The following is a 22787-nucleotide window of genomic DNA, read 5'->3' as shown; positions in this document are numbered from 1 at the left end:
TCAGGTCAGCCGCCCGCAAACTAGAACGGATTCTAGTCTTTGTCCAGACTACGTCCAGAATCAACGATCCAGAAGATGGCGTTATGCGGCATATGCCACGTAAACCAGGCTTCTTGTGACTGATGAGTAACCAGCCGGAGTACCAAGAAATCAGATAACGTGTTCTTATGCGTATCCCGCATGCCACCACCGAGGCGCCCGCCACCCGGCGCTCCGCCGGCACCTCCGCTCCGAGCACCGCCGGACCGTCCACGACCAAGGGGGTCTCCGGCGTGCACAGCGAGACGACGTCCACCGGTGTCCGCACGAGAAGCCAGCACCAGCGGCGCAAGCGCATCGTCCAGGCCGCGGCGGCCCTGGCCTCGCGCGGCGGCGTGGAGGCCATGCAGATGCGCACCGTCGCCGAGCGCGCCGGCGTCGCACTGGGAACGCTCTACCGCTACTTCCCCTCCAAGATGGATCTCGTCGTCGCGGTGGTCGGCGAGGAGATCGATCTCCTGGAGAGCAGCATCGAGCGCCGCCCGCCGAGCGCCACCACGCCCGCCGGCCGCGCCGTGGACGTCCTCATGCGCGCCACCCGTGGCCTCATGCGCGAGCCGGAACTGGCCGACGCGCTCATCCGCTCCCTGATCCTGGCCGAGGTGGAGACGCCCTTCGGCGACCGCATGACCGATCTGCTGCTGCGCGTCACCGCCGGCGGCGTCACCGCGCGGACCGCCACCGAGGAGCAGTTCGCCCTCGTGGGCTCCCTGTCCAGCGTGTGGGTGCAGGAATTGCTGGAGATGCTGCGCGGGCGCCGCACCCACGAGCAGATCCAGCGCCGCATCGAGATCGCCTCCGCCCGCCTGCTCGCCGATTTCGACGCCCCTCCTTCCGCACCAAAATAGAACGCGTTACAGTCGCTTGCGGAAGGCGACTGGAGCGATGTTCTGGAGCGGCGCGTGGGCGACCGCGAGGAGCGGACCCGCAGGCGGTGCGCTCCCCGGCGGGGGTTCGGCGTCGCCCGACGAGGGGATTTCCGGATGAACGCAGTGATCGTCGAGGCCGTGCGGACGCCGATCGGCAAGCGGGGCGGCCTGCTCGCGGGCCTGAAACCGCAGGCGCTGCTCGCCGCGGCGCTGAACGGCCTGGTGGAGCGGGCCGGGATCGACCCCGCGATCGTGGACCAGGTCTTCGCCGGCTGCGTGACCCAGGCGGGCGAGCAGGGCGGCCACGTCGGCCGGCAGGCCTGGCTCTACGGCGGCCTGCCGTACCGGACGGGCGTGACCACCGTCGACGCGCAGTGCGGCTCCTCCCAGCAGGCCGTGCACCTGGCCGCGGCCCTCATCGACGCGGGTGTCGTCGAGGTCGCCGTCGCCTGCGGCATCGAGGTGATGAGCCGTGCACCGCTCGGCAGCAACGTGCTCCCGGCCAACCCGAGGCCCGACGACTGGTCGGTCGACCTGCCCGACCAGTTCACCGCCGCCGAGCGCATCGCCCAACGGCGCGGGCTGACGCGCGAGCGGCTCGACCGGTTCGGGGCCCGCTCCCAGCAGCTGGCCGCCAAGGCCTGGGCCGACGGCCGCTACGACCGGGAGATCGTCAAGGTGACCGCGCCGGTCCTCGGCGAGGACGGCCTGCCGACCGGCGAGACCCGCACCGTCGACCGGGACCAGGGGCTGCGGGAGACCACGGCCGAGGGGCTGGCCGCGCTCAGGCCGGTGATGGGCGAGGGCGCCCTGCACACCGCGGGCACCTCCTCGCAGATCTCCGACGGTGCGGCGGCGGTGCTGCTGATGAGCCGGGAGGCCGCCGCCCGGCACGGTCTGCGCCCCCGGGCCAGGATCCTCGCCCAGGCGCTCGTGGGCGCCGAGCCGTACTACCACCTGGACGGCCCGGTGGACGCCACCGCCAGGGTCCTGTCCGCCGCGGGCATGACCGTCGACGACGTCGACCGCTTCGAGGTCAACGAGGCCTTCGCCTCGGTCGTCCTGTCGTGGGCGTCGGTGCACCAGCCGGAGATGAGCCGCGTCAACGTCAACGGCGGGGCCATCGCGATCGGCCACCCGGTCGGCGCGACCGGCTCCCGGCTGATCACCAGCGCACTGCACGAGCTGGAGAGGTCCGGCTCCTCGACCGCTCTGGTGTCGATGTGCGCCGGCGGCGCCCTGGCCACCGCCACCATCCTCGAACGCCTCTGAACACTGGAGAATCCCTGGTGAAGACCCGCCGCAGGCCGTACAGCGAGCAGCGCCCGACCGACCTCGGCGGCGGGGTGTGGAGCGTTCCTGTGCCCATCCCGGGCAATCCGCTCGGCTACACGCTCGTCTACGCCATCGAGTCGCCCGCCGGGCCCGTCCTGATCGACGCGGGCTGGAACCACCCCGACGCCTGGCTCGCGCTGCGCGACGGGCTCGCCTCGCTGGGCGTGGACGTGCGCGAGGTGCGCGGCGTCGTGGTCACCCACTTCCACCCCGACCACGCCGGGCTCGCCGGGCGGGTGCGGGAGGAGTCCGGCGCGTGGATCGCCATGCACGAGGCGGACGCGGCCCTGGTCAGGCTCATGCGCGAGTTCGGGGACGGCCCGCACCGGGACTTCCAGGCCGGCATGCTCCGGCGTGCGGGGGCCGGCGCGGTCGAGGTCGAGGAGGTGACCGCGAACCGGCCCAGTCCCCCCGCCCTGCCCGACCGGGAACTGCGCGACGGGCAGCTCGTCGACCTGCCCGGGCGCGATCTGCGGGCGATCTGGACGCCCGGCCACACCCCGGGTCATCTCTGCCTCCGCCTGCAGGACGCCGACCGGCTGTTCACCGGCGACCACGTGCTGCCGGGGATCACCCCGCACGTCGGCGTCTACCCCTACGACCGCACCGACGTCGACCCGCTCGGCGACTTCCTGCTCTCCCTGGAGAAGGTCGCCGGGCTGGGTGAGCTGGAGGCCCTGCCCGCCCACGAGTGGACCTTCCCCGACGCCGCCGGACGGGCCCGGGAGATCCGCGCCCACCACGAGGAGAAGCTGACGGACCTGGCCGCCCTCCTGGCGGAGGCCGACCGGCCGCTGACGATCTGGGAGGTCGCCGAGCGGATGACGTGGAACCGCCCCTGGCCTGAGCTGTCGGGGATGCTGCGCGGCATGGCCGCCGGGGAGGCGGCGGCGCACCTGCGGGCGCTGGAGGCGCGCGGCGTGGTCCGCCGCACTCCGGAGCCGGAGTCGCAGGAGGCGGCGCCGGAGTCCTGGACTCACGCGGGAACGGAGCCTGTCCGGTTCGCCCTACACTCCTAGACATCCGATGTCTGAGCGAACCCGGGATGGTGAAGCGTGGCGGTCACCGACGCCGCTATCGACAAGATCAAGCAGATGATCCTCTCGGGTGAGCTCACGCCGGGCAGCAGGCTGCCGAAGGAGGCCGACCTCGCCGAGCGGCTCGGGCTGTCGCGCAACTCCCTGCGCGAGGCCGTCCGGGCCCTGGCGCTGATCAACGTGCTGGACGTGCGCCAGGGCGACGGGACCTACGTGACCAGTCTGGAGCCGCGGCTGCTGCTGGACGCCATGTCCTTCGTGGTCGACTTCCACCAGGACGACACGGTGCTGCAGTTCTTCCAGGTACGGCGGATCCTGGAGCCGGCCGCCACCGCCATGGCCGCGACCTCGATGACCGAGCCCGAGATCGACGAGCTGCGCGGGATCCTCTCCGCGCTGCCCGAGGACCCCAGCGTCGAGCAGCTCGTCGCCAACGACCTGCGCTTCCACCAGCGCATCGCCGAGGGCTCGGGGAACGCGGTGCTGTGCTCGCTGCTGGAGAGCCTGTCGGGGCCGACCACCCGGGCCCGCATCTGGCGCGGCCTCACCCAGGAGAACGCCCTGGAGAAGACCCGCGAGCAGCACGCCGCGATCTGCGAGGCCATCGCCTCCCGCCAGCCCGAGGTCGCCCGGGCCTGGGCCACCGTCCACATCGCCGGCGTCGAGGAGTGGCTCCGCAACGCCCTGGCCTGAGCGCGTCCGGTCCGGGACCGTCGAGTACGGCGGCCGCCCGGCCCGGTGTCCGTCCGGTACGGCGACCGTCCGGTGCGATTTTCCGTCGGGTACGGCGGCCGCCGTATCGGACCCGGTCAGGTGGGGAGAAGGCCCTCGGCGGCGAGGTCGGTCCACAGGTCCTCGGGCACGGGACGGGCGGTCAGGGCGGCGTTGCGGGCCACCTCCCCGGCCGAGCGGGTCCCCACGACCACGGAGGCGACCGCCGGGTGGCGCAGCGGGAAGGCCAGCGCCGCCTGGGGCAGGGTGACGCCGTGGCGCCCGCAGACGGCGGCGATCCCGCGGGCGCGGGCCAGCAGGGAGCCGGGGGCGGGCGCGTAGTCGTAGGTGCCGGACGGCTCGTGGGTGGCCAGCAGGCCGCTGTTGAAGACCCCGGCGGCCAGCACCCGGACGCCGCGCTCCAGGCACAGGGGCAGCAGCTCGCGCCCGCCCGACTGGTCGAGCAGCGTGTAGCGCCCGGCGAGCATGACCACGTCCACGTCGGTCTCCCGGACGAACCCGGCGAGCATCTCCCACTGGTTCATCCCGGCCCCGATCGCCTTGACGACCCCCTGCTCGCGCAGCTCCGCCAGGGCCGGATACGCCTCGGAGACGGCCTGCTCCCAGTGGTCGTCCGGGTCGTGGATCAGCGCGATGTCCACCGAGTCGAGGCCGAGGCGCTCCAGGCTCTCCTCCAGCGACCGCCGTACCCCCTCGCGCGAGTAGTCGCGCACCCGGCGCAGGTCCGCCGGGACGTCGAAGCCCTCCTCGTCCCTGCCGCCTCCGCCCGGGGAGGGCACGATCAGGCGTCCGACCTTCGTCGACAGGACGTAGGAGTCGCGGGGACGCCCGGCCAGCGCGGCGCCCAGCCGCCGCTCCGCCAGGCCGAGCCCGTAGTGCGGCGCGGTGTCGAACAGCCGGATCCCGGCGTCGAAGGCGGCCTCGACCGCCGCCGTCGCCGTGGCGTCGTCCACCGCGGTGAACAGGTTGCCGATCGGGGCACCGCCGAAGCCGTACCTGCTGAGCTCCACACGCGCTCCATTCCACGCTTCCACGAGAACGTCAATCCTGTGCCTTGCCCCCCGCGAGGCGGCTGATCATCAGCGCGACGAGGATGATCGAACCGTAGACGAGCTGCTTCCACTCGCCGGGCACGCCCTTGAGGGTCAGGATGTTCTCCACCAGGCCGATGACCAGCACACCGGTCAGGGCGCCCAGGATCGTGCCCTTGCCGCCGTCCATGCTGACGCCGCCGATGACGGCCGCGGCGAAGGCCATGAAGATCCAGCCGACGCCCTGGTTGGCGCTGATGCCGCCCAGCCGGCCGGTCTCCAGCACGCCCGCGAGGGCGGCGATCACACCGCCGATGACGAAGACGGCCCAGACGACCCGCTCCACCCGGATGCCGGCCGCGCGGGCGGCGTCGGCGTTGCCGCCGATGGCGTACAGCGCGCGGCCGGCCCGGAAGTAGCCGAGCGCGGTGATGCCCGCGGCGAAGAACGCGCCGGTGATCCAGATGGCCGCCGGGATGCCCAGCCAGGTGGCGCTGCCCAGGTAGAGGAACGACTCGGGCAGCTCGAACAGGCTCTTGCCCTGGGTCAGGCCGAGCTGGAGGCCGTGCACGACGATCATCATGGCCAGCGTGACGATGAAGGCCGACAGCTGGAACCGCATGATCAGAAAGCCGTTGAACGCGCCGACCAGGCCGCCGATGAGCAGGCAGAGCGGGATCGCCAGCACCGCGGGCAGCTCCAGGCCGAATCCGCCGGCCGCCGTCGGGATCACCAGCATCACGCCCACGGCGGGCGCCATGCCGACGGTGGACTCCAGCGACAGGTCGAACTTGCCCGCGATGAGGATCAGCGCCTCGGCGAGCACCACCAGCGCCAGCGCCGACTGCTGCTGGAGCACGTTCGTCAGGTTGCCGGGGGTGAGGAAGACCGGGTCGACGAACGATCCGGCGACCAGCAGGACGATGATCACCGGGACCAGCGTGAGGTCGCGGAAGCGGCCCAGGCGAAGCCCGCGCCGCGCGGGTACGGCGCCGGCCCCGGCCAGGGGCGGGGAGGTCCGAGTGCTCACCGGGCACCTCCCGGCAGCGGAAGGGCCGTCGCGCCCGGGGCCTCGCCTCGCCGGCCGGTCACCGGGTTCGTCGTCGGGTTCACGGGGCGGGTGCGGTTCATAGGGGCTCTCCCGGCAGTCGGGCGTGTCATCGGTCCTCGATACCTTCCATGGCCGCCACCAGTTCGGTGTCGGTCCAGCCGCGCGGCACGTCCTTGACGACCCTGCCGTGGAACATGACCAGGACCCGGTCGCAGATCCGCAGGTCGTCGAGCTCGTCGGAGACCAGTACGGCGCCGGCGCCGCGGCCGGCCGCGTCCTCGACCGCGCCGAGGAGCGCGTGCTTGGCCTTCACGTCCACCCCGGCGGTCGGGTTGATCATGACGAGCGCCCTCGGATCGTCGGCCAGCGCCCTGGCCAGCACGACCTTCTGGGCGTTGCCGCCGGACAGGTCCCCCACCGGCTGGTCGGGCCCGGTCGTCTTGATGTCCAGTTCGGCGATCATGCGCGCGCCGCGTTCGCGCCTGCGCGCCGGGGAGACCGCCCCGTAGCGGCCGAGCTTCCGGGCGATCGGCATCGTGGCGTTCTCGGCGATCGACAGCAGGGGGACGAAGCCCTCGCGGTGCCGGTCCTGGGGCACGAAGCCCAGGCCCGCCTCCAGTGCGGCCGGGATGTCGCCCGGCCGGACCGCGGCGCCGCCGACGCTCACCGTGCCCGCGTCGGCCCTGCGCAGGCCGACCAGCGTCTCGGCCAGACCGACCTTCCCGCTGCTGCCGGAGCCGGCCAGGCCGACGACCTCGCCGGCCCTGACCTCCAGGTCGACCGCCTCGTAGCGGCCGGCGAGGGTGAGCCCGCGGGCGGCGAGCACCACGGGGGCCGAGGCGGGCACCGTACGGGAGCGGTAGGCGTAGGCGGCGGTGGCCTCGCCGGTCATCGCGTCGACGAGCCGCTGGTGCGGGAGCTCGCCGACCGGGGCGGTGACGATGTGCCGGGCGTCGCGGAAGACCGAGACGCTCTGGCAGATCTCGTAGACCTCCTCCAGGTGGTGCGAGATGAACATCATCGTCACGCCCTGCTCGCGGAGCGCGCGCATGCGCTCGAAGAGCCGCTGGATGGCCGGACCGTCGAGCTGGGCGGTGGGCTCGTCCAGGATGATGAACCGGGCGCCGAACGACAGGGCCCGGGCGATCTCCAGCAGCTGGCGCTGCTCGACGCCGAGGTCGCCGGCCATGGCCTCGGCGTCGACGGCCACGCCGTACTGCTCCAGCAGGTCCCCGGCCCGGGTCCGCAGCGCCCGCCACCTGATCGCGCCCCGCTCGGTCTGCCGGTTCAGGAAGAGGTTCTCCGCGACCGTCAGGGTGGGGATGATCGTCGACTTCTGGTAGACGCAGGCCACCCGCCGCCGCCAGGCGTCCCGGTCGGCGAGCGGCGGCGCGGGCTCCCCGGCGAACCTGACCTCTCCCTCGTCGGGGCGCTGCAGGCCCGTCAGGATCGACACCAGCGTGGACTTGCCCGCGCCGTTCCTGCCGACCAGCGCGTGGGTCTCCCCCTCGGCGATGGCGATGCCGGCGCCGTTCAGCGCGGTCGTCGGGCCGAAGCGCTTGACGATGTCACGGGCCTCGACGGCCGGGACGCCCCCGGCCGCCGACGCTTTTTCCTGAGATTTCATCACTTGACCTGGTTGCCCCAGAGCTTGGGATCGTCCACGTTCTCCTTGGTCACCAGCGGGGCCGGGAGCTGGTCCTCCAGGCCGTTCGGCAGCTGGATGATCGTGCTGTCGTGGTCGGTCGGCCCCGGCTGGAAGGTCTTGCCCTCGACGGCGGCCTTGGCGTAGAAGAGCGCGTACTTGGCGTACAGGTCGGCGGGCTGGGAGACCGTGGCGTCGATCTCGCCCTTGCGGATCGCCTCGAACTCCTGCGGGATGCCGTCATTGGAGATCACGAAGACGTGCCCGGGGTCCTCCGGGGGCACGATCAGGCCCTTGGCCTTGAGCACCTGCAGGGTCGGGGCCAGGTGGACGCCGCCGGCGTGCATGTAGACGCCCTTGATGTCCGGGTGCTGCTCCAGGCGGGTCTGCAGCATGGAGGCGGCCTTGGTGCCCTCCCACTCGGTGGGCTCCTCGAAGACCGTGATGCCGGGGAACTTCTCCTTCATGCACGAGCGGAACGCCTCGGCCCGGTCGCGGCCGTTGATCGACGACAGCGCGCCCATCAGCTGGACGACCTTGCCCTTGCCGCCGAGCTTCTCGCCGAGGAACTCGCACGCCTTGGTGCCGTAGGCCTTGTTGTCGGCCCGCACGACCATGAAGACCTTGCCCTTGTCCGGGCGGGTGTCGACGGAGACGACCGGGATGTTCTTGTTCTCGAGGTTCGAGAGCGTCGAGGCGATCGCGCCGGTGTCCTGCGGGGCCATGACGATCGCCTTGGCGCCCTGGCCGACGAGGGCCTGGGTGTTGGCCACCAGCTTGGCCACGTCGTTCTGCGAGTTGGTCCCGGGCATCAGGTCGACACCCAGCTCCTCGGCCATGTCCGGGACGTACTTGGTGTAGGAGTTCCAGAAGTCGGAGTCGGCGCGCGGGAAGTCGATCCCGACCTTGCCGCCGGCGGCCCCGGTCTCACCGGCGGACGTGGTCCCGCCGCCGGTGCCCTGCGACGTGCCGCACGCGGTGAGGGTGAGAGTGAGCGCGAGCAGCGCCGCGCCGGCCGCCGCGGTTCCGAGTTTCATGCCTTTTGCCTCGTTTCGAACCATATGGGGGGTGATTATTGCCTGACCAGTCATCTCGTCCCGCACGGGGACCCGTCACGATCGGGGCCGGAGCCGGAGCCCCTGCATGCCCCCGTCCACGGCCAGGACCGTTCCGGTGGTGGAGGCCGCCAGCGGACTGGCCAGATAGGCGATCGCGGCGGCGGTCTCCTCCGCGCTGACCAGGCGGCCCATCGGCTGGCGGGCCTCCAGCGCCGCGCGCTCGGCGACCGGGTCCGGCGCCGCGTCCAGCAGCCGCTGCACCCACGGGGTGTCGGCGGTGCCGGGGTTGACGCAGTTGACCCGGATGCCCTCGTGCACGTGGTCGGCGGCCATCGCGAGCGTGAGCGACTGCACGGCGCCCTTGGAGGCGCTGTAGAGCGCCCGCTGGGGCAGCCCCGCGGTGGCGGCGATCGAGCAGGTGTTGACGATCGCCGCGTGCCGCGAGCGGCGCAGGTACGGCAGGGCCGCCCTGGTCACCCTGACCATGCCCAGCACGTTGACGTCCAGGACCCGCCGCCACTCCTCGTCGGGGTTGTCCTCCACCGTCCCGGCCGCGCCGATGCCGGCGTTGTTGATCAGGATGTCCAGCCCGCCCAGCCGCTCGGCCGCCGCGGCGACCGCCGTACGGACCTGCGCGTCGTCGGTGACGTCGGCCTTCAGCCCCGTGAACGGCTCGCCGGGCGGGTCGAGGTCCAGGCAGGCCACCGCCGCCCCGCGCCCGGCCAGCAGGGTCGCGGCGGCCAGGCCGATCCCGGAGCCGCCTCCGGTGACCAGCGCGCGCAGACCGTCGAACTCAGCCATCGAGGGACCTCCAGATCCGGCCGTCGGGATAGGTGTGGTCGGCGATCGACTCCGCGTGCATCTCCGCGCCGAAGCCCGGCCGGCTGGGGGCCGTGTAGGCGCCCTTCCTGATCACCACCGGGTCGACGAAGTGCTCGTGGAGGTGGTCGACGTACTCGATCACCCGGTTCTCCATCGAGCCGCTGACCGCGACGTAGTCGAACATCGACAGGTGCTGCACCAGCTCGCACAGGCCCACCCCGCCCGCGTGCGGGCAGACCGGGATGCCGAACTTGGCCGCGAGCAGCAGGATCGCGACGTTCTCGTTCACCCCCGCGACGCGGGCCGCGTCGAGCTGGAGGTAGGAGATCGCGCCGGCCTGCAGGAGCTGCTTGAAGACCGTCCTGTTCTGCACGTGCTCGCCGGTGGCGACCGGGATCGGCGCGATGGCGCGGGCGATGGCGGCGTGGCCCAGCACGTCGTCGGGGCTGGTCGGCTCCTCCACCCAGTGCGGGCGGAACGACGCCAGGGCGTTCACCCACGTGATCGCCGAGCCGACGTCCCAGCGCTGGTTGGCGTCGACGGCGATCGGGAAGTCCTCGCCGCAGGTCTCGCGGGCGATGCGCATGCGGCGCAGGTCGTCCTGGAGGTCGGCGCCGACCTTGAGCTTGATCTGGGTGAAGCCCTCGTCCATCGCCTCCTTGCACAGGCGGCGGAGCTTGTCGTCGTCGTAGCCGAGCCAGCCGGGCGAGGTGGTGTAGGCCGGATAGCCGTGCTCCCGCAGGTACGCGATCCGCGCGGCCCGGCCGGGCTCGGCTGCGCGCAGGATGTTCAGGGCCTCCTCGGGGGTGATCGCGTCGGTGAGATAGCGGAAGTCCACCAGCGCGACGATCTCCTCGGGGGACATCTCGCCCAGCAGCAGCCACAGCGGCTTGCCCTCGCGCTTGGCCTTCAGGTCCCACAGGGCGTTGACCACGGCGGAGATCGCCATGTGCATGACGCCCTTCTCCGGCCCGAGCCAGCGCAGCTGCGAGTCGTGGACCATGTCCCGCCAGAGCGCGCCGAGGTCCTCGACGTCCCGGCCGATCACGTACGGCTCCAGCGCCTTGATGGCGGCGGTCTGCACCTCGTTGCCCCGGCCGATGGTGAAGGCGAAGCCGTGGCCCTCGAACCCGTCGTCGGTCCGCAGCACCAGGTAGGCGGCCGAGTAGTCCGGGTCGGGGTTCATCGCGTCGGAGCCGTCGAGCTCCAGCGAGGTGGGGAAGCGGATGTCGTGGCTGTCCAGCGAGACGATCCGGTAACCGGCGCCCGCCGTACCGGCCGGGGCCGCGTACTCCCGGGCTCCCGTGGACCCGCTCATGCCCGCCCCACCGTCTGGCGCTGGCGGCCGAGCCCGTCGATCTCCAGCTCCATGACCTGGCCCTCGCGCAGGTACGGCGTGCCGGGCAGGCCGAGCGCGACGCCGGCGGGGGTGCCGGTGTTGATGATGTCGCCGGGCTCCAGGACCATGAACCGGCTGAGGTAGCGGACGACCTCCGCCACCCCGAAGATCATGTTCTTGGTGGAGCCGTTCTGGTACGGCTCGCCGTCCACCCACAGCCTCAGGCCCAGGTCCTGCGGGTCGGGGACCTCCTCGGCGGTGACCAGCCAGGGGCCGAGGGGGTTGAAGGTCTCGCAGGACTTGCCCTTGTCCCACTGGCCGCCGCGCTCCAGCTGGAACTCGCGCTCGGAGACGTCGTTGGAGATCGCGTAGCCCGCGACCTTGGCCAGCGCCTCCTCGTGCGTCTCCACGTAGCGGGCCGTCTCGCCGATGACCACGGCGAGCTCGACCTCCCAGTCGGTCTTCACGCTGCCGCGGGGGATGAGGACCTCGTCGTACGGCCCGACGACCGTGTTGGCGGCCTTCATGAAGACGACGGGCTCGGCGGGGGGCGTCGCGCCGGTCTCCTCGGCGTGGTCACGGTAGTTCAGGCCGATGCACACGATCTTCCCCGGCCGGGCGACCGGCGCGCCGACGCGCAGGCCCCCGGCGTCGAGGACGGGCAGCGTCCCGCTCTCCAGCGCCTGGCGGACGCGTGCCACTCCCCCGGAGGCGAGGAAGGTCCCGTCGATCTCCTCGGAGATCGCACGGAGGTCACCGGCCTCGTCCATCACGGCGGGCCGTTCCCGGCCGACAGGTCCAACGCGCAGCAGCTTCACACCGCATCCTTTGGGTCATACAGCTCATACATCGGATGTCTTGTCTCGTGATGCTGGCGGACCTATGGGCGCCTGTCAATGCCTCACCGTGAGATACATCCGATCTGTTAGATGGAAGAACGCGCAGGCTGTACCGATTTCTCGGATATACGCCGCACTTCTTCTGTCAGTCATCGGATTTTGTCAGCCGGGAGGTGGGCATCCGGGCACGGCCGTACCGCTTCCCGCAGGCTCGGTCGATGGAGGTGATACATCGGATTACTAGCGGCGTTGCCCGGGCGTTTCGGTAAGGCCACCGACCCGTTCCCTTGACTGTTGCGCCCGCACGCAATAGAACATGTTCCAGAAACGTATCCGACCAAGCGCTTGATCAAGTGCCTGGCCGTGAGCCGTGCCCGACCCGGTCCACGCCCCCCGGCACGTACGATTCACGCAGGAGGGCTCATGAACATCGATCTCGTCGACCAGGATTCGTACGCGCGCAACGGTCCCCCGCTCGACCAGCTCGCCTGGCTCAGGGCCAACGCCCCGGTCTACCGGCACCACGGCGACGCCGAGAACGACTGGCCGGATTTCTGGGCGGTCACCAAGCACGCCGACGTCGTCCACGTCTCCCGGCACTCCGACCTGTTCTCCTCCAGCCGCAAACTCGCGCTGTTCAACGAGATCCCCGAGGCCGAGCGCGAGATGCAGCGGCTGATGATGCTCAACCAGGACCCGCCGGAGCACACCCGGCGCCGCTCCCTGGTCAACCGGGGCTTCACGCCGCGGATCATCGGGAAGCTGGAGCAGCACATCCGCGACATCTGCCACGACCTGGTGGACGAGGCCAAGGGCCGCCCGTCGTCCGACTTCGTCCGGGACATCGCCGCCCCGCTCCCGCTGTACGTGATCTGCGAGCTGCTCGGCGCGCCCGTCGAGGACCGGGAGAAGATCTTCTCCTGGTCCAACCGGATGATCGGCGCCGAGGACCCCGACTACGCCACCGACCCGGCCGAGGGCCAGGCCGCGGCCATGGAGGTCTACGCCTACGCCAACGAGCTGGCGGCCCGGCGGCGCGCGGAGCCCCGCGACGACATCATCACCAAGCTCCTGCAGCCGGCCGAGAACGGCGAGGCGCTCAGCGAGGACGAGTTCGACCTGTTCGTGCTGCTGCTGCTCGTCGCGGGCAACGAGACCACCCGCAACGCGGCCTCCGGCGGCATGCTCACCCTCTTCGAGCACCCCGACCAGTGGGCCCGGCTGGTGGCCGACCCCTCCCTGGCCGCCACCGCGGCCGACGAGATCGTCCGCTGGGTCTCCCCGGTCAACCTCTTCCGCCGCACGGCGACCACCGACACGGTCATCGGCGGCCAGCCGGTGCGTGAGGGCGACAAGGTCGTGGTGTTCTACAGCTCGGCCAACCGCGACGAGGCCGTGTTCGACTCGCCGGACGTCTTCGACGTCGGCCGCGACCCCAACGCGCACATCGGCTTCGGCGGCGGCGGGGCCCACTTCTGCCTCGGCAACCACCTGGCCAAGCTCGAACTGCGGGTGATGCTGGAGGTCCTGGCCGACCGGCTGCCCAAGATCGCCCAGGCCGGCCCGGCCCGCCGCCTGCGCTCCTACTTCATCAACGGCATCAAGGAGCTGCCCGTCACGCTCACCTGAGACCGCCCGGGAGCGCGTCCCCGCCCCCCGTCCCCGTACGGCGCGGCGCGGGGCCGCTCATCCGACCGCGCTCACCCGGCCAGCAGCGCCCGCGCGTGGTCGACGGTGGCGATCGGCAGGCCGTACAGGACGGCGGCCGCCTCCGGGTGGTCGACCACCGGCAGCGCGGCGACCGCGTCGGCGGCCAGGCCCCGGCAGTACTCGATCGTGTCGTCGACCACGGAGCTGTTCCTGAGCCGTGCCAGGACGACGGTGATCTCCTCCTCGGTCAGCCGCCGTCCGAGGAACGGGCGCAGGTCCTCGCAGTCGCGGCCCACCGCCGTCAGCAGCGGGAAGCTGTAGACGCCCTGCCGCAGGTCGTTGCCGACCGGCTTGCCGAGCCGCTCGGCGGTGGAGGCCAGGTCGAGCAGGTCGTCGAGGACCTGGAACAGCATGCCGTACCGCTCGCCGTACTCCGCCATGGCCCGCCCGTCCGGATGCGCGACCACGCAGCTCGTCCGGAACAGGGAGGCGGTCTTGCGGCGGACCGACTCCAGGGCGTCGGCCGGGGTACGGCCGGCGTCGAAGAGGTCGGCCGTCTCCTGGAACTGGCCCTCGGCCAGCTCGACCAGCGTGGCGGCCAGCGCCTCGGCCACCGTCCTGGAGGTCGACGACAGCGCGGCGAGCCAGGCTCTGGCCACCATGAAGTCGCCCACGACCAGCGCCCCGCCGCCGCCCAGCTCGGCGTTGACGGTCCGCACGCCGCGCCGCTCGGCGGCGTTGTCCATCAGGTCGTCGTGGACCAGCGACCCCGCGTGGATCAGCTCCACGCACGCCGCCGCGGTCACCGTCCGCCGGTCGATCCGCCCGCCCAGCGCGAGCGCCGTCGCCAGGGTCAGCGCGGGCCGCAGCCGCTTGCCCCCGGCCGCGGTGATCCGCCCGGCCGCCCGGTTGATGAGCGGCAGCCGCGAGGAGGTGCTCAGCCGGTTCAGGCGGCGCTCCACCCGGCGCAGCCCTTCGGAGAGGGCCGGACCGGCCAGGAGCTCCTCCGGGTGCTGCGGACGTGTGGCGTGGACGGGCATGACGGACTCCTCCGTACGAGGACCCTTCGCGAGGGATCATGGACCACGCTGCCCGACCCCGCCTGAGGAGACGCTGAGCCTGCCTGAGCGCACGCTGAGAGGCCGGCTCCCGGGTACGGCGATCGGCCCGGCTCGGGCGGCGTCGTCCTGTAAACAGGCTGCAGGCGGTTCTCAAGTGCCATCCGGCACGGTCAGGAGCATGACGCGCATGTCACACGCCAACCGGAAGGGGCGCTCGAAGAAGAAGCCCGTCCGGCAGTCCTCAGGCCCCGTGCCCGCCGGCAGGCGGACGCAGGCCGCGAGGCCTCCCGCGGGCAAACCCGGTCGCCGGGTGCGCGGGCCGGTGGGGATGCTCTTCCTGATCGGCCTGATGCTCCTGCTGGCCTACACCGTGATCGACACCACCCGTCCCGGCCTGGAGATCGCGCTCGGCAACCGGGGCACGCCCGGGACCGCCGAGGTCCTGTCCTGCGAGAGCCTCGGCGAGGGACGCTACGACTGCCAGGCCCGGTTCACCTTCGACGACCCGGCACGCGAGCCGATCGTCATCGACACCGTCCCCGACGCGGAGGCGGGCGAGGTCTTCCCCGCCGCCCTCACCCCCGAGGGCGACCGGGTCGTGCCCACCGGCGAGCGCGGCGTCTGGACCTCGGTGGCCCTGCTCGCCCTCGTCCCGCTCTGCCTGGCCTTCATCCCCGCCATGGTGCTGTACGGCTTCGGCATCCGCCACGGCCGCAGAGCCTCGGTGATCGGTGCCTTCGCGGTGTCGGCCCTGTCCCTCCTGGTCTGCTTCGCCGGCCTGATCCTCGGCTCCTGACCGGCGCGCTTCTCCGTACGGCGGTGCCCGCTTAGCCGGTGACGGCCCCACCCGTGGAGCCCGTCCGAGGTGACGGCCGGCAGGGTCCGGTGTCAGGCCGGCGGGAGCTCCTGGCGGTACGAGGACAGGACCGGGGCCGTCTTGACGGCGAGGAACTCGATGACCCGGTAGGTGGCCACCCCCTCGACGCTGAAGGGGTCGGTCGCCACGAGGGCCTCGACGGCAGCGCGGTCCTCGCCGACAGCGACGATCACCCCGCCGTCGCGTGGAACCTTACGCCCCGAGGCGAGGAACACTCCGGCCTCGTACTGCCTGTCCAGCCATGCGCCATGGTCCTCCAGAACGGCGTCGACACGTTCGATGGGGGCGGTATAGGTGATCTCGAGGATGAACATGACCGTCAAGGCTAACCCGGAGCTCCGGACCGCCCAGCATCAGCTCGGCGTCGGCGGCCCAGCGTTCGATGCCGTCGACTGGGTCCGTCTCCTCGATCAGGAAACCGAACTCCTCATCACGAGCTCCAAGATCCCTGAGGTGAGGGAACCGCGACCAGGTTCCACCGGCCGTAGCGAGATCCGCATCCTGAGGATGGCCGGGTGCACGTGCTCACCGGTTCAGTGGCGAGCGGCTCGGCGCCGCGTGCGACGCTGTCGCATGATCGATCTGACTCTTGATCCCGCCACCGAGGCCGCGGCAGCCGTACGGCGCCTGGCATCATCGCGACGTTTGTACTCCTGAAGGTCCTCACACGTGACACGCCTGTGCTTGCCGACCAAACGGAAGGGGATCTCTCCTTCTTCCAGAAGCTTGATCAGGTAGGGGCGCGAAACATTCAGCATGTCCGCCGCCTGCTGGGTCGTCAGCTCGGCATGAGAGGGGATGACCGTCACCCCTCGTCCTTCAGCCGCCTGGGCGAGGATGAAGGCCAACAGGCTCACAGCCTCCCGAGGCAGGATCAATGGGTCCTCGGCACCGTGTTCCCCGACAACACGGATGGCCGACTGCTCGTGAGACCGCATGAGGTAGTCCTTGATGCGACGCACAGCACGACCGGCCATCTCGGCATCGATGCTCCCGGGGCGCACCCGCTTGGCCTGCACATCCGTCATCGCCCTACCTCCTTATCGCAATATCCGCAACGAACGAAATAAACGCAATAGCTTCCCGTGATGTCCGCCGGCAGGGACCGCGGCACCACCGGGCGAGCCCGCGATCGCCGCTGCACCAGCTTGTTTCAAGACCCGCATTCCGGCCTTTGAACAGCGGGTACGGCTGATGCGGGCAGGTCCGCCGGACCTCCTCCGGCTCGCCGGGACGCCACGTGCTCGCGACGGCGGAAGCCGGGTGGGCGACGGGCGCCCAACCGGAGCGGCCGCCTCACGGGTGGGCCGGCACAGCCCAGGCCCCCACGGCCCCGGCGCGACCCCGCATCCACGCGCCCTGGAACCACTCCGTCACGAGCGGCCGGCACCGCCCGACCCGGCCGTCGACAGACTCAGGGCCAGGAGGAGTCCTGGTCGGGGTCGCCGCCCTCGGACAGGAGCTTGATGTCGGACTCCACCATCATCGCCACCAGTTCCTCGAAGGAGACCGACGGCTCCCAGCCGAGCTGGACGCGGGCCTTCTTCGGGTCGGCGCACAGCAGGTCGACCTCGGCCGGGCGGTGCAGGGCCTGGTCGCAGACCACGTACTGCTCCCAGTCGAGGCCGGCGGCTCCGAAGGCCGCCTCGACCAGCTCGCGCACCGACTGGGTGCGGCCGGTGCCGATCACGTAGTCCTCGGGGGTCTCGGCCTGGAGCATCAGGTGCATCGCGCGCACGTAGTCGCCGGCGTAGCCCCAGTCGCGGCGCGCCTCCAGGTTGCCCAGGCGCAGCTCCGAGGCCAGGCCGAGCTTGATGCGGGCCGCGCCCAGGGAGACCTTGCGGGTGACGAACTCGGCGCCGCGGCGCGGGGACTCGTGGTTGAACAGGATGCCCGAGACGGCGAACATCCCGTAGGACTCGCGGTAGTTCTGGGTCAGGAAGTGGCCGTAGGCCTTGGCGACGCCGTACGGCGAGCGGGGGTGGAAGGGAGTGGTCTCGGCCTGCGGGGTCTCGCGGACCTGGCCGAACATCTCCGATGACGAGGCCTGGTAGAACCGGATCTGGCCGGACCCGTTGGCCGTGCGGGTGGAGGAGATGCCCGAGCAGACCCGGATGGCCTCCAGCATGCGCAGCACGCCCATGCCGGTGACCTCGGCGGTGAGCTCGGCCTGCTCCCACGACATCGGCACGAACGAGATGGCGCCCAGGTTGTAGACCTCGTCCGGCTGGACCTTCTCCACGGCCGAGATCAGCGAGCCCTGGTCGAGCAGGTCGCCCCGGACGAGCTGGACGTCCTGCAGGAGCTTGCGCACCCGGGAGACGCGCGGATTGGCCTGCCCCCGCACCAGGCCCCAGACCTCGTAGCCCTCGCTCAGCAGGTGCTCGGCCAGGTAGGAACCGTCCTGTCCGGTGATGCCGGTGATCAGCGCGCGCCTGGCCAACGCGTCCTCCTCGCTCGTCGGGTGGAGTCCTTACCCGAACGGTGTTCTACCCGAACAGTGTGCCGTGTGATTCGCGAATGTACCGCCCTGCCCCGATGTGAGCACCCCGCCCGTCACAGCGGCGGTAGAACTTGTTCCATCAGGCGACGCCCGGCCGGACTAACGCCGCAGTTCGCGCCGGGTAGAAGTGGCATTGAGCACAATTCCACATTAGATAGGCAAGAACTACCGGATGGTAGGGTCCGAGGACTAAGGTCATCTTTCACGGTACCTGTCCTCATCCGGACAGGGTGAGGAAGGGGTTGCCGTGCCAGGTGAGCACTCGCTGCGGGTTGCGCTGCTGTCCTACCGCAGCAAGCCGACCTGCGGTGGCCAGGGCGTCTACCTGCGCCACCTCAGTCGTGAACTGGTCGCGCTCGGGCACCGCGTCGAGGTGTTCTCCGGCCAGCCGTACCCCGAGCTCGACGAGGGCGTCATCCTCAACAAGGTCCCCAGCCTGGACCTGTACCGCGACGAGGACCCCTTCAGGACCCCCCGGCTCGGCGAGTACCGCGACTGGATCGACCTGCTCGAGGTCGCGACCATGTGGACCGCCGGCTTCCCCGAGCCGCTGACCTTCAGCCTGCGGGCCCGCCGCGAGCTGGCCAAGCGCGTCGGCGACTTCGACGTGGTCCAGGACAACCAGACGCTGGGGTACGGCCTGCTGGGCATCCAGAAGCTGTTCCCGGTCGTCGGCACCATCCACCACCCGATCAGCGTGGACCGGCGCATCGAGCTCAAGGCCGCGCCGCTGCGCAAGCAGTTCTCGATGCGGCGCTGGTACGGGTTCGTGCGCATGCAGGCCAAGGTCGCCCCGCGGCTGAACCCGATCCTGACCGTCAGCGAGTCCTCCCTGGCCGACATCCACCGCGACTTCAACGTGCCCCAGGCCAACATGCGGCTCATCCCGCTGGGCGTGGACACCCGCTACTTCCACCCGCGCCCGGAGCTGCCCAAGCGGCCGGGTTCGATCGTCGCCGTGGCCAGCGCCGACTCCCCGATGAAGGGCGTGGCGACGCTGCTGCGCGCGGTCGCCAAGCTCGCGACCGAGCGCGACGTCAACCTGACCGTGGTCAGCAAGCCGACCCCGGGCGGCCCGACCGAGAAGCTGGTCGCCGAGCTGTCCCTGCACGACCGGGTGCGGTTCGTGCACGGGATCTCCGACGACGAGCTGGGCGAGCTGATCGCCACCTCGGAGATCTCGGTCGTCCCCTCCCTCTACGAGGGCTTCTCCCTGCCGGCCGTCGAGCACATGGCCTGCGGGACCCCGCTGGTCGCCTCCAGGACCGGGGCGCTGCCCGAGGTCGTGGGCGACGCGGCGATCCAGGTCACCCCGGGCGACCCCGAGGAGCTGGCCGCCGTACTGCGCCGCCTGCACGACTCCCCCGAGGAGCGTGCGGCCGTCGGGCGCAAGGGCTACGACCGGGTGATGGAGCGCTTCACCTGGAACGTCGTCGCCCAGCGCACCGTGGAGGCCTACCGCGAGGCCATCGAGGCCCGGCGCGCAAAGTGATCACCACCACCCTCACGAGGAGCGGCACGTGCTGACTGTCGACTTCGGCCGGTTGCCCGTCGGGCCCGGCGACCGAGTTCTCGATCTTGGCTGCGGCGGCGGGCGGCACGCGTTCGAGGTGCTGCGCCGCGGCGCCGACGTGGTCGCCTTCGACATGGACGCCCAGGAGCTCGAGGGCGTGGCGAGCATGTTCACCGCCATGGACAAGGCCGGCGAGGTGCCCACGGGCGCGACGGCCGAGACCGTGACCGGGGACGCGCTCGACATGCCGTTCGAGGACGCGAGCTTCGACCGGGTGATCGCCGCCGAGGTGCTGGAGCACATCCCCGACGACATGACGGCGATGCGCGAGATCTTCCGGGTCCTCAAGCCGGGCGGCCAGGCCGCGATCACGGTGCCGAGCTTCCTGCCCGAGCGGATCTGCTGGGCGCTGGACGAGGCCTACCACACGGCCCCCGGCGGGCACGTGCGCATCTACACCCTCGCCGAGCTGAGCGCGAAGCTGAAGTCGACCGGGTTCGTCATCGGCCCGCACCACCACGCCCACGGGCTGCACGCGCCGTACTGGTGGATCAAGTGCGCGGTCGGCGTCAACAACGACGAGCACCCGCTGGCCAAGGCCTACCACGAGATCCTGGTCTGGGACATCATGAAGCGCCCCGCCGCCACCCGCGTGGCCGAGGCCCTGCTCAACCCGATCATCGGCAAGAGCGTGGTGCTCTACGTCCGGAAGCCCGCATGAGTCTCCCCCTCCCGTGGGAGCGAACCCGACGCAGTGAGCGTAGCGGTCGGGCGAGGAACGAGGCCGCCCGCGCAGCGAATGAGGAGCGGTGAGCGACCCAGTGGAATGGGATCGGATAGTCGAGACCGCCCGGAGCATCGCGGCCGTTCAGGAGCCCGACGGGGGCATCCCGTGGCCCGAGGGGCACGTGGACGCCTGGAACCACGTCGAGTGCCTGATGGCGATGAGCGTGGCCGGGCTGTCCGAGCCGGTCCGCAGGGGCTACGACTGGCTGGTGCGCACCCAGCGGGCCGACGGCTCCTGGCCGATGAAGCTCGTCGGCGGCCGGGCGGTCGAGCACGGCGGGGAGTCCAACCACGCCGCCTACGTCGCCGTCGGCGTCTGGCACGAACTGCTGGTCACCGGCGACGAGGACTTCGCCGGGAAGATGTGGCCGGTCGTCCGCTCCGCGCTGGACTTCGTGGTCGGGCTGCAGACCACCCGCGGTGAGATCGTCTGGGAGCGCGCGGCCGACGGGCGGCCGGCGCCGTACGCCCTGCTGACCGGCTGCTCCTCCATCTACCAGGGCCTGCGCTGCGGCGTGCTGCTCGGCGAGCACCTGGGCGACCCGCAGCCCGACTGGGAGCTCGCGGCCGACCAGCTCGGCCACGTGCTGACCGCCCACCCCGAGGCGTTCGCCGACAAGAGCCGTTTCTCGATGGACTGGTACTACCCCATCCTCGGCGGCGCGCTGCGCGGCCCGGCGGCCCTGGCCCGGCTGGCCGAGGAGTGGGACACCTTCGTCGAGCCCGGCCTGGGCATCCGCTGCGTCTCCGACCAGCCGTGGGTGACCGGCGCCGAGACGTGCGAGCTGGTGCTGGCGCTGGACGCCCTCGGCGACCGCGAGCGGGCTCTGAAGCTCTTCGCCGACATGCAGCACCTGCGGCACGACGACGGCTCGTACTGGACCGGCTGGCAGTTCGTGAACGAGAAGTGGTTCCCGCACGAGCGCTCGGCCTACACCGCCGCCGCCGTCATCCTGGCCGCCGACGCGCTGAGCGACCGCACCCCGGCCGCGGGCGTCTTCCGGGACGCGGGCGCCTACCGGACGGACCGCCCCACCGCCGCCTGCGGCTGCAGCCACGCCCGCTCCCGCTGACCGCGCCCCGCCGCTCTCAGGGGTGCCGTACGGCCTCCGCCCGCCGGTGTCCTCCTGCCCGGCTCCTCACCCGGTTCCTTGCCCGGTTCTTTGCCCGGGCGGCCGGAAGCGGTGCTTGAGGGCCGGAGTACGGCTGGCTACGGTCGGCCCGTGAGCAACGCGGAGGGCACCCAGACAGTGGCTCAGCGCGACGGCGGCGAGCAGGCGCCGGCCGTCTCCGGCCTGGAGCACACCGCATCCGAGGCTCTCGGACCGCCCGAGGCCCCCACGGCGGCGCGCCCGTCGCCCGGACAGGACCCCCAGGCGCCCGCGCGGGACCGCGGAGCACCCGGAGGGGACCGTCGGACACCTGGACGGGGCCACGCAGCATCCGGACAGGATCCCCAGGCGCCGGCGGAGGACCCCGAGACGCCCGGAGGGCACCGGGAGGCGTCCGAGTCCGAGCACCGGCCGGCAGGCCCGGAGACCGAACCCTCGCAGGCGCGGGAGCACCCCTCCCCCGCCGCGGCGGACACCCGCGGGCCCGGCCTCACCGGAGCCCTGAGGACGGCGCTGCGGGGGCTGAACGGCACGCTGCGCCAGGATGCGGACCGGGCCGACTTCGGCAGGCTCCGCTTCCGGCTGGGCCCCGCACGCGGGCATCTGGAGACCTCGCTCGTGGCGTTCCTCGCGGGGTTCAACGCGGTGGTCGGGGGCGAGACCGAGCGGATCGACGACCTCGACGAGGACGTTCGCGGATTCGCCTACGAGGGCGCGGGCATGGCCTGCGCGGCGCTGGACCTGCTCACGATGACCGGCGGCCGGCGGCTGCGGGAACTGCTCAGCGGGCAGGGCGTGCGCTATCCGCATCTGATCCACTCCGGTGCGGGCTGCGCCTACGCCCGGCTGCGGCTGCGGCCGATGTGGGGCATCCGCGCGGTCCATCCGCTGCTGCGCTGGCTGGCCTTCGACGGATTCGGCTTCCACCGGGGCGTGTTCGCCGCCGACAGGACCGTGGGGCTGCAGCGCACGCCCCGGCTGATGGACCGGGCCCGGTGGGCGATCTTCGACCAGGGCCTGGGCCGGGCGCTCTGGCTGCACGAGTGCGCCGGGGTGGACGGCGTCGTACTGCGCCTGGCCGAGTTCCCCGCGGGCCGCCGCGCCGACCTGTGGAGCGGCGTCGGCATGGCCGCGGCCTACACCGGGGGCGCGACCCCGCAGGACCTGGGACGCCTGGCCGAGGCGGCGGCCGCGGAGGGCTTCCGCGCCCACCTCGCCCAGGGGGGCGCGTTCGCCTGCGCCGTCCGGCTGATCTCCGGCGGCGTCCCGGCGCACACCGCCGCCGCCGCTCCCGTGCTGTGCGGGGCGGAGGCGGACGAGGCCGCGGGCTGGACCGACACCGCGCTCATCGCGCTGGGCCACAACGCGCACAGCGGCGAGCACTACCAGGCCTGGCGCGCCGGGATCCGCAAGACCTGGGCCCGCCGCGACCGCGCCACCTGAGGCCGCGCCCCGCCCGGACCGCGCCTGGAAATCACCTCCGGCCCG

At 71.8% G+C, this 22787-nt stretch carries 21 protein-coding genes; 10 read left to right on the top strand and 11 right to left on the bottom strand.

The genetic code is table 11. The annotated features are described in order from the left end of the window. The first annotated feature begins 167 nt into the window (after positions 1-167). The 4 genes from Pta02_RS23170 to Pta02_RS23155 all read left to right on the top strand — a co-directional run bounded on the left by Pta02_RS23170 (position 168) and on the right by Pta02_RS23155 (position 3973). On the top strand, positions 168-887 hold the full coding sequence (locus Pta02_RS23170; protein WP_203877010.1) for a TetR family transcriptional regulator: 720 nt from the start codon (positions 168-170) through the stop codon (positions 885-887). A 135-nt stretch (positions 888-1022) separates the two neighbouring features. Continuing rightward, a complete protein-coding gene (locus Pta02_RS23165) occupies positions 1023-2180 on the top strand; it encodes a steroid 3-ketoacyl-CoA thiolase (protein ID WP_203877009.1) in 1158 nt (385 codons plus the stop codon). A 17-nt stretch (positions 2181-2197) separates the two neighbouring features. Then, complete coding sequence (locus Pta02_RS23160) at positions 2198-3262, top strand: MBL fold metallo-hydrolase (protein ID WP_203877008.1); 1065 nt, start codon at positions 2198-2200, stop codon at positions 3260-3262. A 36-nt stretch (positions 3263-3298) separates the two neighbouring features. Then, a complete protein-coding gene (locus Pta02_RS23155) occupies positions 3299-3973 on the top strand; it encodes a FadR/GntR family transcriptional regulator (protein WP_203877007.1) in 675 nt (224 codons plus the stop codon). A gap of 116 nt (positions 3974-4089) precedes the next feature. Here the strand turns inward: Pta02_RS23155 and Pta02_RS23150 are convergent, their stop codons facing one another. The 7 genes from Pta02_RS23150 to Pta02_RS23120 form a co-directional block, all read right to left on the bottom strand. Next, on the bottom strand, positions 4090-5022 hold the full coding sequence (locus Pta02_RS23150; protein ID WP_239131172.1) for an aldo/keto reductase: 933 nt from the start codon (positions 5020-5022) through the stop codon (positions 4090-4092). 31 nt (positions 5023-5053) lie between these two features. After that, positions 5054-6073, bottom strand: coding sequence for an ABC transporter permease (locus tag Pta02_RS23145; RefSeq protein ID WP_203877005.1), 1020 nt, complete (start codon positions 6071-6073; stop codon positions 5054-5056). Positions 6074-6200: 127 nt separating this feature from the next. Next, positions 6201-7721 carry a sugar ABC transporter ATP-binding protein gene (locus tag Pta02_RS23140; RefSeq protein WP_203877004.1) on the bottom strand — a complete coding sequence of 507 codons (1521 nt, stop codon included), beginning with the start codon at positions 7719-7721 and terminating at the stop codon, positions 6201-6203. Continuing rightward, positions 7721-8776, bottom strand: coding sequence for a sugar ABC transporter substrate-binding protein (locus Pta02_RS23135; protein WP_203877003.1), 1056 nt, complete (start codon positions 8774-8776; stop codon positions 7721-7723). The genes Pta02_RS23140 and Pta02_RS23135 overlap by 1 nt, the downstream gene beginning before the upstream one ends. 75 nt (positions 8777-8851) lie before the next feature. Next, the gene (locus tag Pta02_RS23130) at positions 8852-9598 is read right to left on the bottom strand and encodes an SDR family NAD(P)-dependent oxidoreductase (RefSeq protein WP_203877002.1); all 747 of its coding nucleotides are present in this window, start codon (positions 9596-9598) and stop codon (positions 8852-8854) included. Next, a complete protein-coding gene (locus Pta02_RS23125) occupies positions 9591-10937 on the bottom strand; it encodes an L-fuconate dehydratase (protein ID WP_203877001.1) in 1347 nt (448 codons plus the stop codon). The genes Pta02_RS23130 and Pta02_RS23125 overlap by 8 nt, the downstream gene beginning before the upstream one ends. After that, positions 10934-11776 (bottom strand): fumarylacetoacetate hydrolase family protein, encoded by an 843-nt coding sequence (locus Pta02_RS23120; RefSeq protein ID WP_203877000.1) that lies wholly within the window; start codon positions 11774-11776, stop codon positions 10934-10936. Before Pta02_RS23120 ends, Pta02_RS23125 begins: the two co-directional genes overlap by 4 nt. A 444-nt stretch (positions 11777-12220) precedes the next feature. Between Pta02_RS23120 and Pta02_RS23115 the strand changes: the two genes are divergently transcribed. After that, positions 12221-13426: a cytochrome P450 gene (locus tag Pta02_RS23115; RefSeq protein ID WP_203876999.1), complete on the top strand. Its 1206-nt coding sequence runs from the start codon at positions 12221-12223 to the stop codon at positions 13424-13426. A 71-nt stretch (positions 13427-13497) separates the two neighbouring features. On the opposite strand, the gene Pta02_RS23110 is transcribed toward Pta02_RS23115, so the two are convergent. Continuing rightward, positions 13498-14487: a polyprenyl synthetase family protein gene (locus Pta02_RS23110; RefSeq protein ID WP_203876998.1), complete on the bottom strand. Its 990-nt coding sequence runs from the start codon at positions 14485-14487 to the stop codon at positions 13498-13500. 199 nt (positions 14488-14686) lie between these two features. Here Pta02_RS23110 and Pta02_RS23105 point away from each other — a divergent pair, with 199 nt between their 5' ends. After that, positions 14687-15304 (top strand): hypothetical protein, encoded by a 618-nt coding sequence (locus tag Pta02_RS23105; RefSeq protein WP_203876997.1) that lies wholly within the window; start codon positions 14687-14689, stop codon positions 15302-15304. Positions 15305-15396: 92 nt separating this feature from the next. Here the strand turns inward: Pta02_RS23105 and Pta02_RS23100 are convergent, their stop codons facing one another. From Pta02_RS23100 to Pta02_RS23090, 3 genes are all read right to left on the bottom strand, one after another. Beyond that, a complete protein-coding gene (locus Pta02_RS23100) occupies positions 15397-15699 on the bottom strand; it encodes a YciI family protein (RefSeq protein WP_203876996.1) in 303 nt (100 codons plus the stop codon). A gap of 219 nt (positions 15700-15918) precedes the next feature. Further along, a complete protein-coding gene (locus Pta02_RS23095) occupies positions 15919-16413 on the bottom strand; it encodes an excisionase family DNA-binding protein (protein ID WP_203876995.1) in 495 nt (164 codons plus the stop codon). A 386-nt stretch (positions 16414-16799) separates the two neighbouring features. After that, positions 16800-17828 carry a GDP-mannose 4,6-dehydratase gene (locus tag Pta02_RS23090; protein WP_203876994.1) on the bottom strand — a complete coding sequence of 343 codons (1029 nt, stop codon included), beginning with the start codon at positions 17826-17828 and terminating at the stop codon, positions 16800-16802. Between the two features lie 307 nt (positions 17829-18135). On the opposite strand from Pta02_RS23090, the gene Pta02_RS23085 reads away from it, so the two are divergent. The 4 genes from Pta02_RS23085 (at position 18136) to Pta02_RS23070 (ending at position 22742) form a co-directional block, all read left to right on the top strand. Further along, positions 18136-19380, top strand: a complete 1245-nt coding sequence (locus Pta02_RS23085) for a glycosyltransferase family 4 protein (protein ID WP_203876993.1) — start codon at positions 18136-18138, stop codon at positions 19378-19380. A 28-nt stretch (positions 19381-19408) separates the two neighbouring features. Then, positions 19409-20122: a class I SAM-dependent methyltransferase gene (locus tag Pta02_RS23080; RefSeq protein WP_203876992.1), complete on the top strand. Its 714-nt coding sequence runs from the start codon at positions 19409-19411 to the stop codon at positions 20120-20122. Between the two features lie 88 nt (positions 20123-20210). Next, entirely contained in the window at positions 20211-21260 is a 1050-nt protein-coding gene (locus tag Pta02_RS23075; protein ID WP_203876991.1) for a prenyltransferase, read from the top strand. A 150-nt stretch (positions 21261-21410) separates the two neighbouring features. Continuing rightward, positions 21411-22742, top strand: a complete 1332-nt coding sequence (locus tag Pta02_RS23070) for a DUF1702 family protein (RefSeq protein WP_203876990.1) — start codon at positions 21411-21413, stop codon at positions 22740-22742. Positions 22743-22787 lie beyond the last annotated feature (45 nt).

Source organism: Paraplanobispora takensis (genome assembly GCF_016863195.1).
Classification (GTDB): domain Bacteria; phylum Actinomycetota; class Actinomycetes; order Streptosporangiales; family Streptosporangiaceae; genus Planobispora; species Planobispora takensis.
The sequence above is the reverse complement of the archived record's forward strand: the minus strand, read 5'-3'. Positions and strand labels throughout refer to the sequence as shown.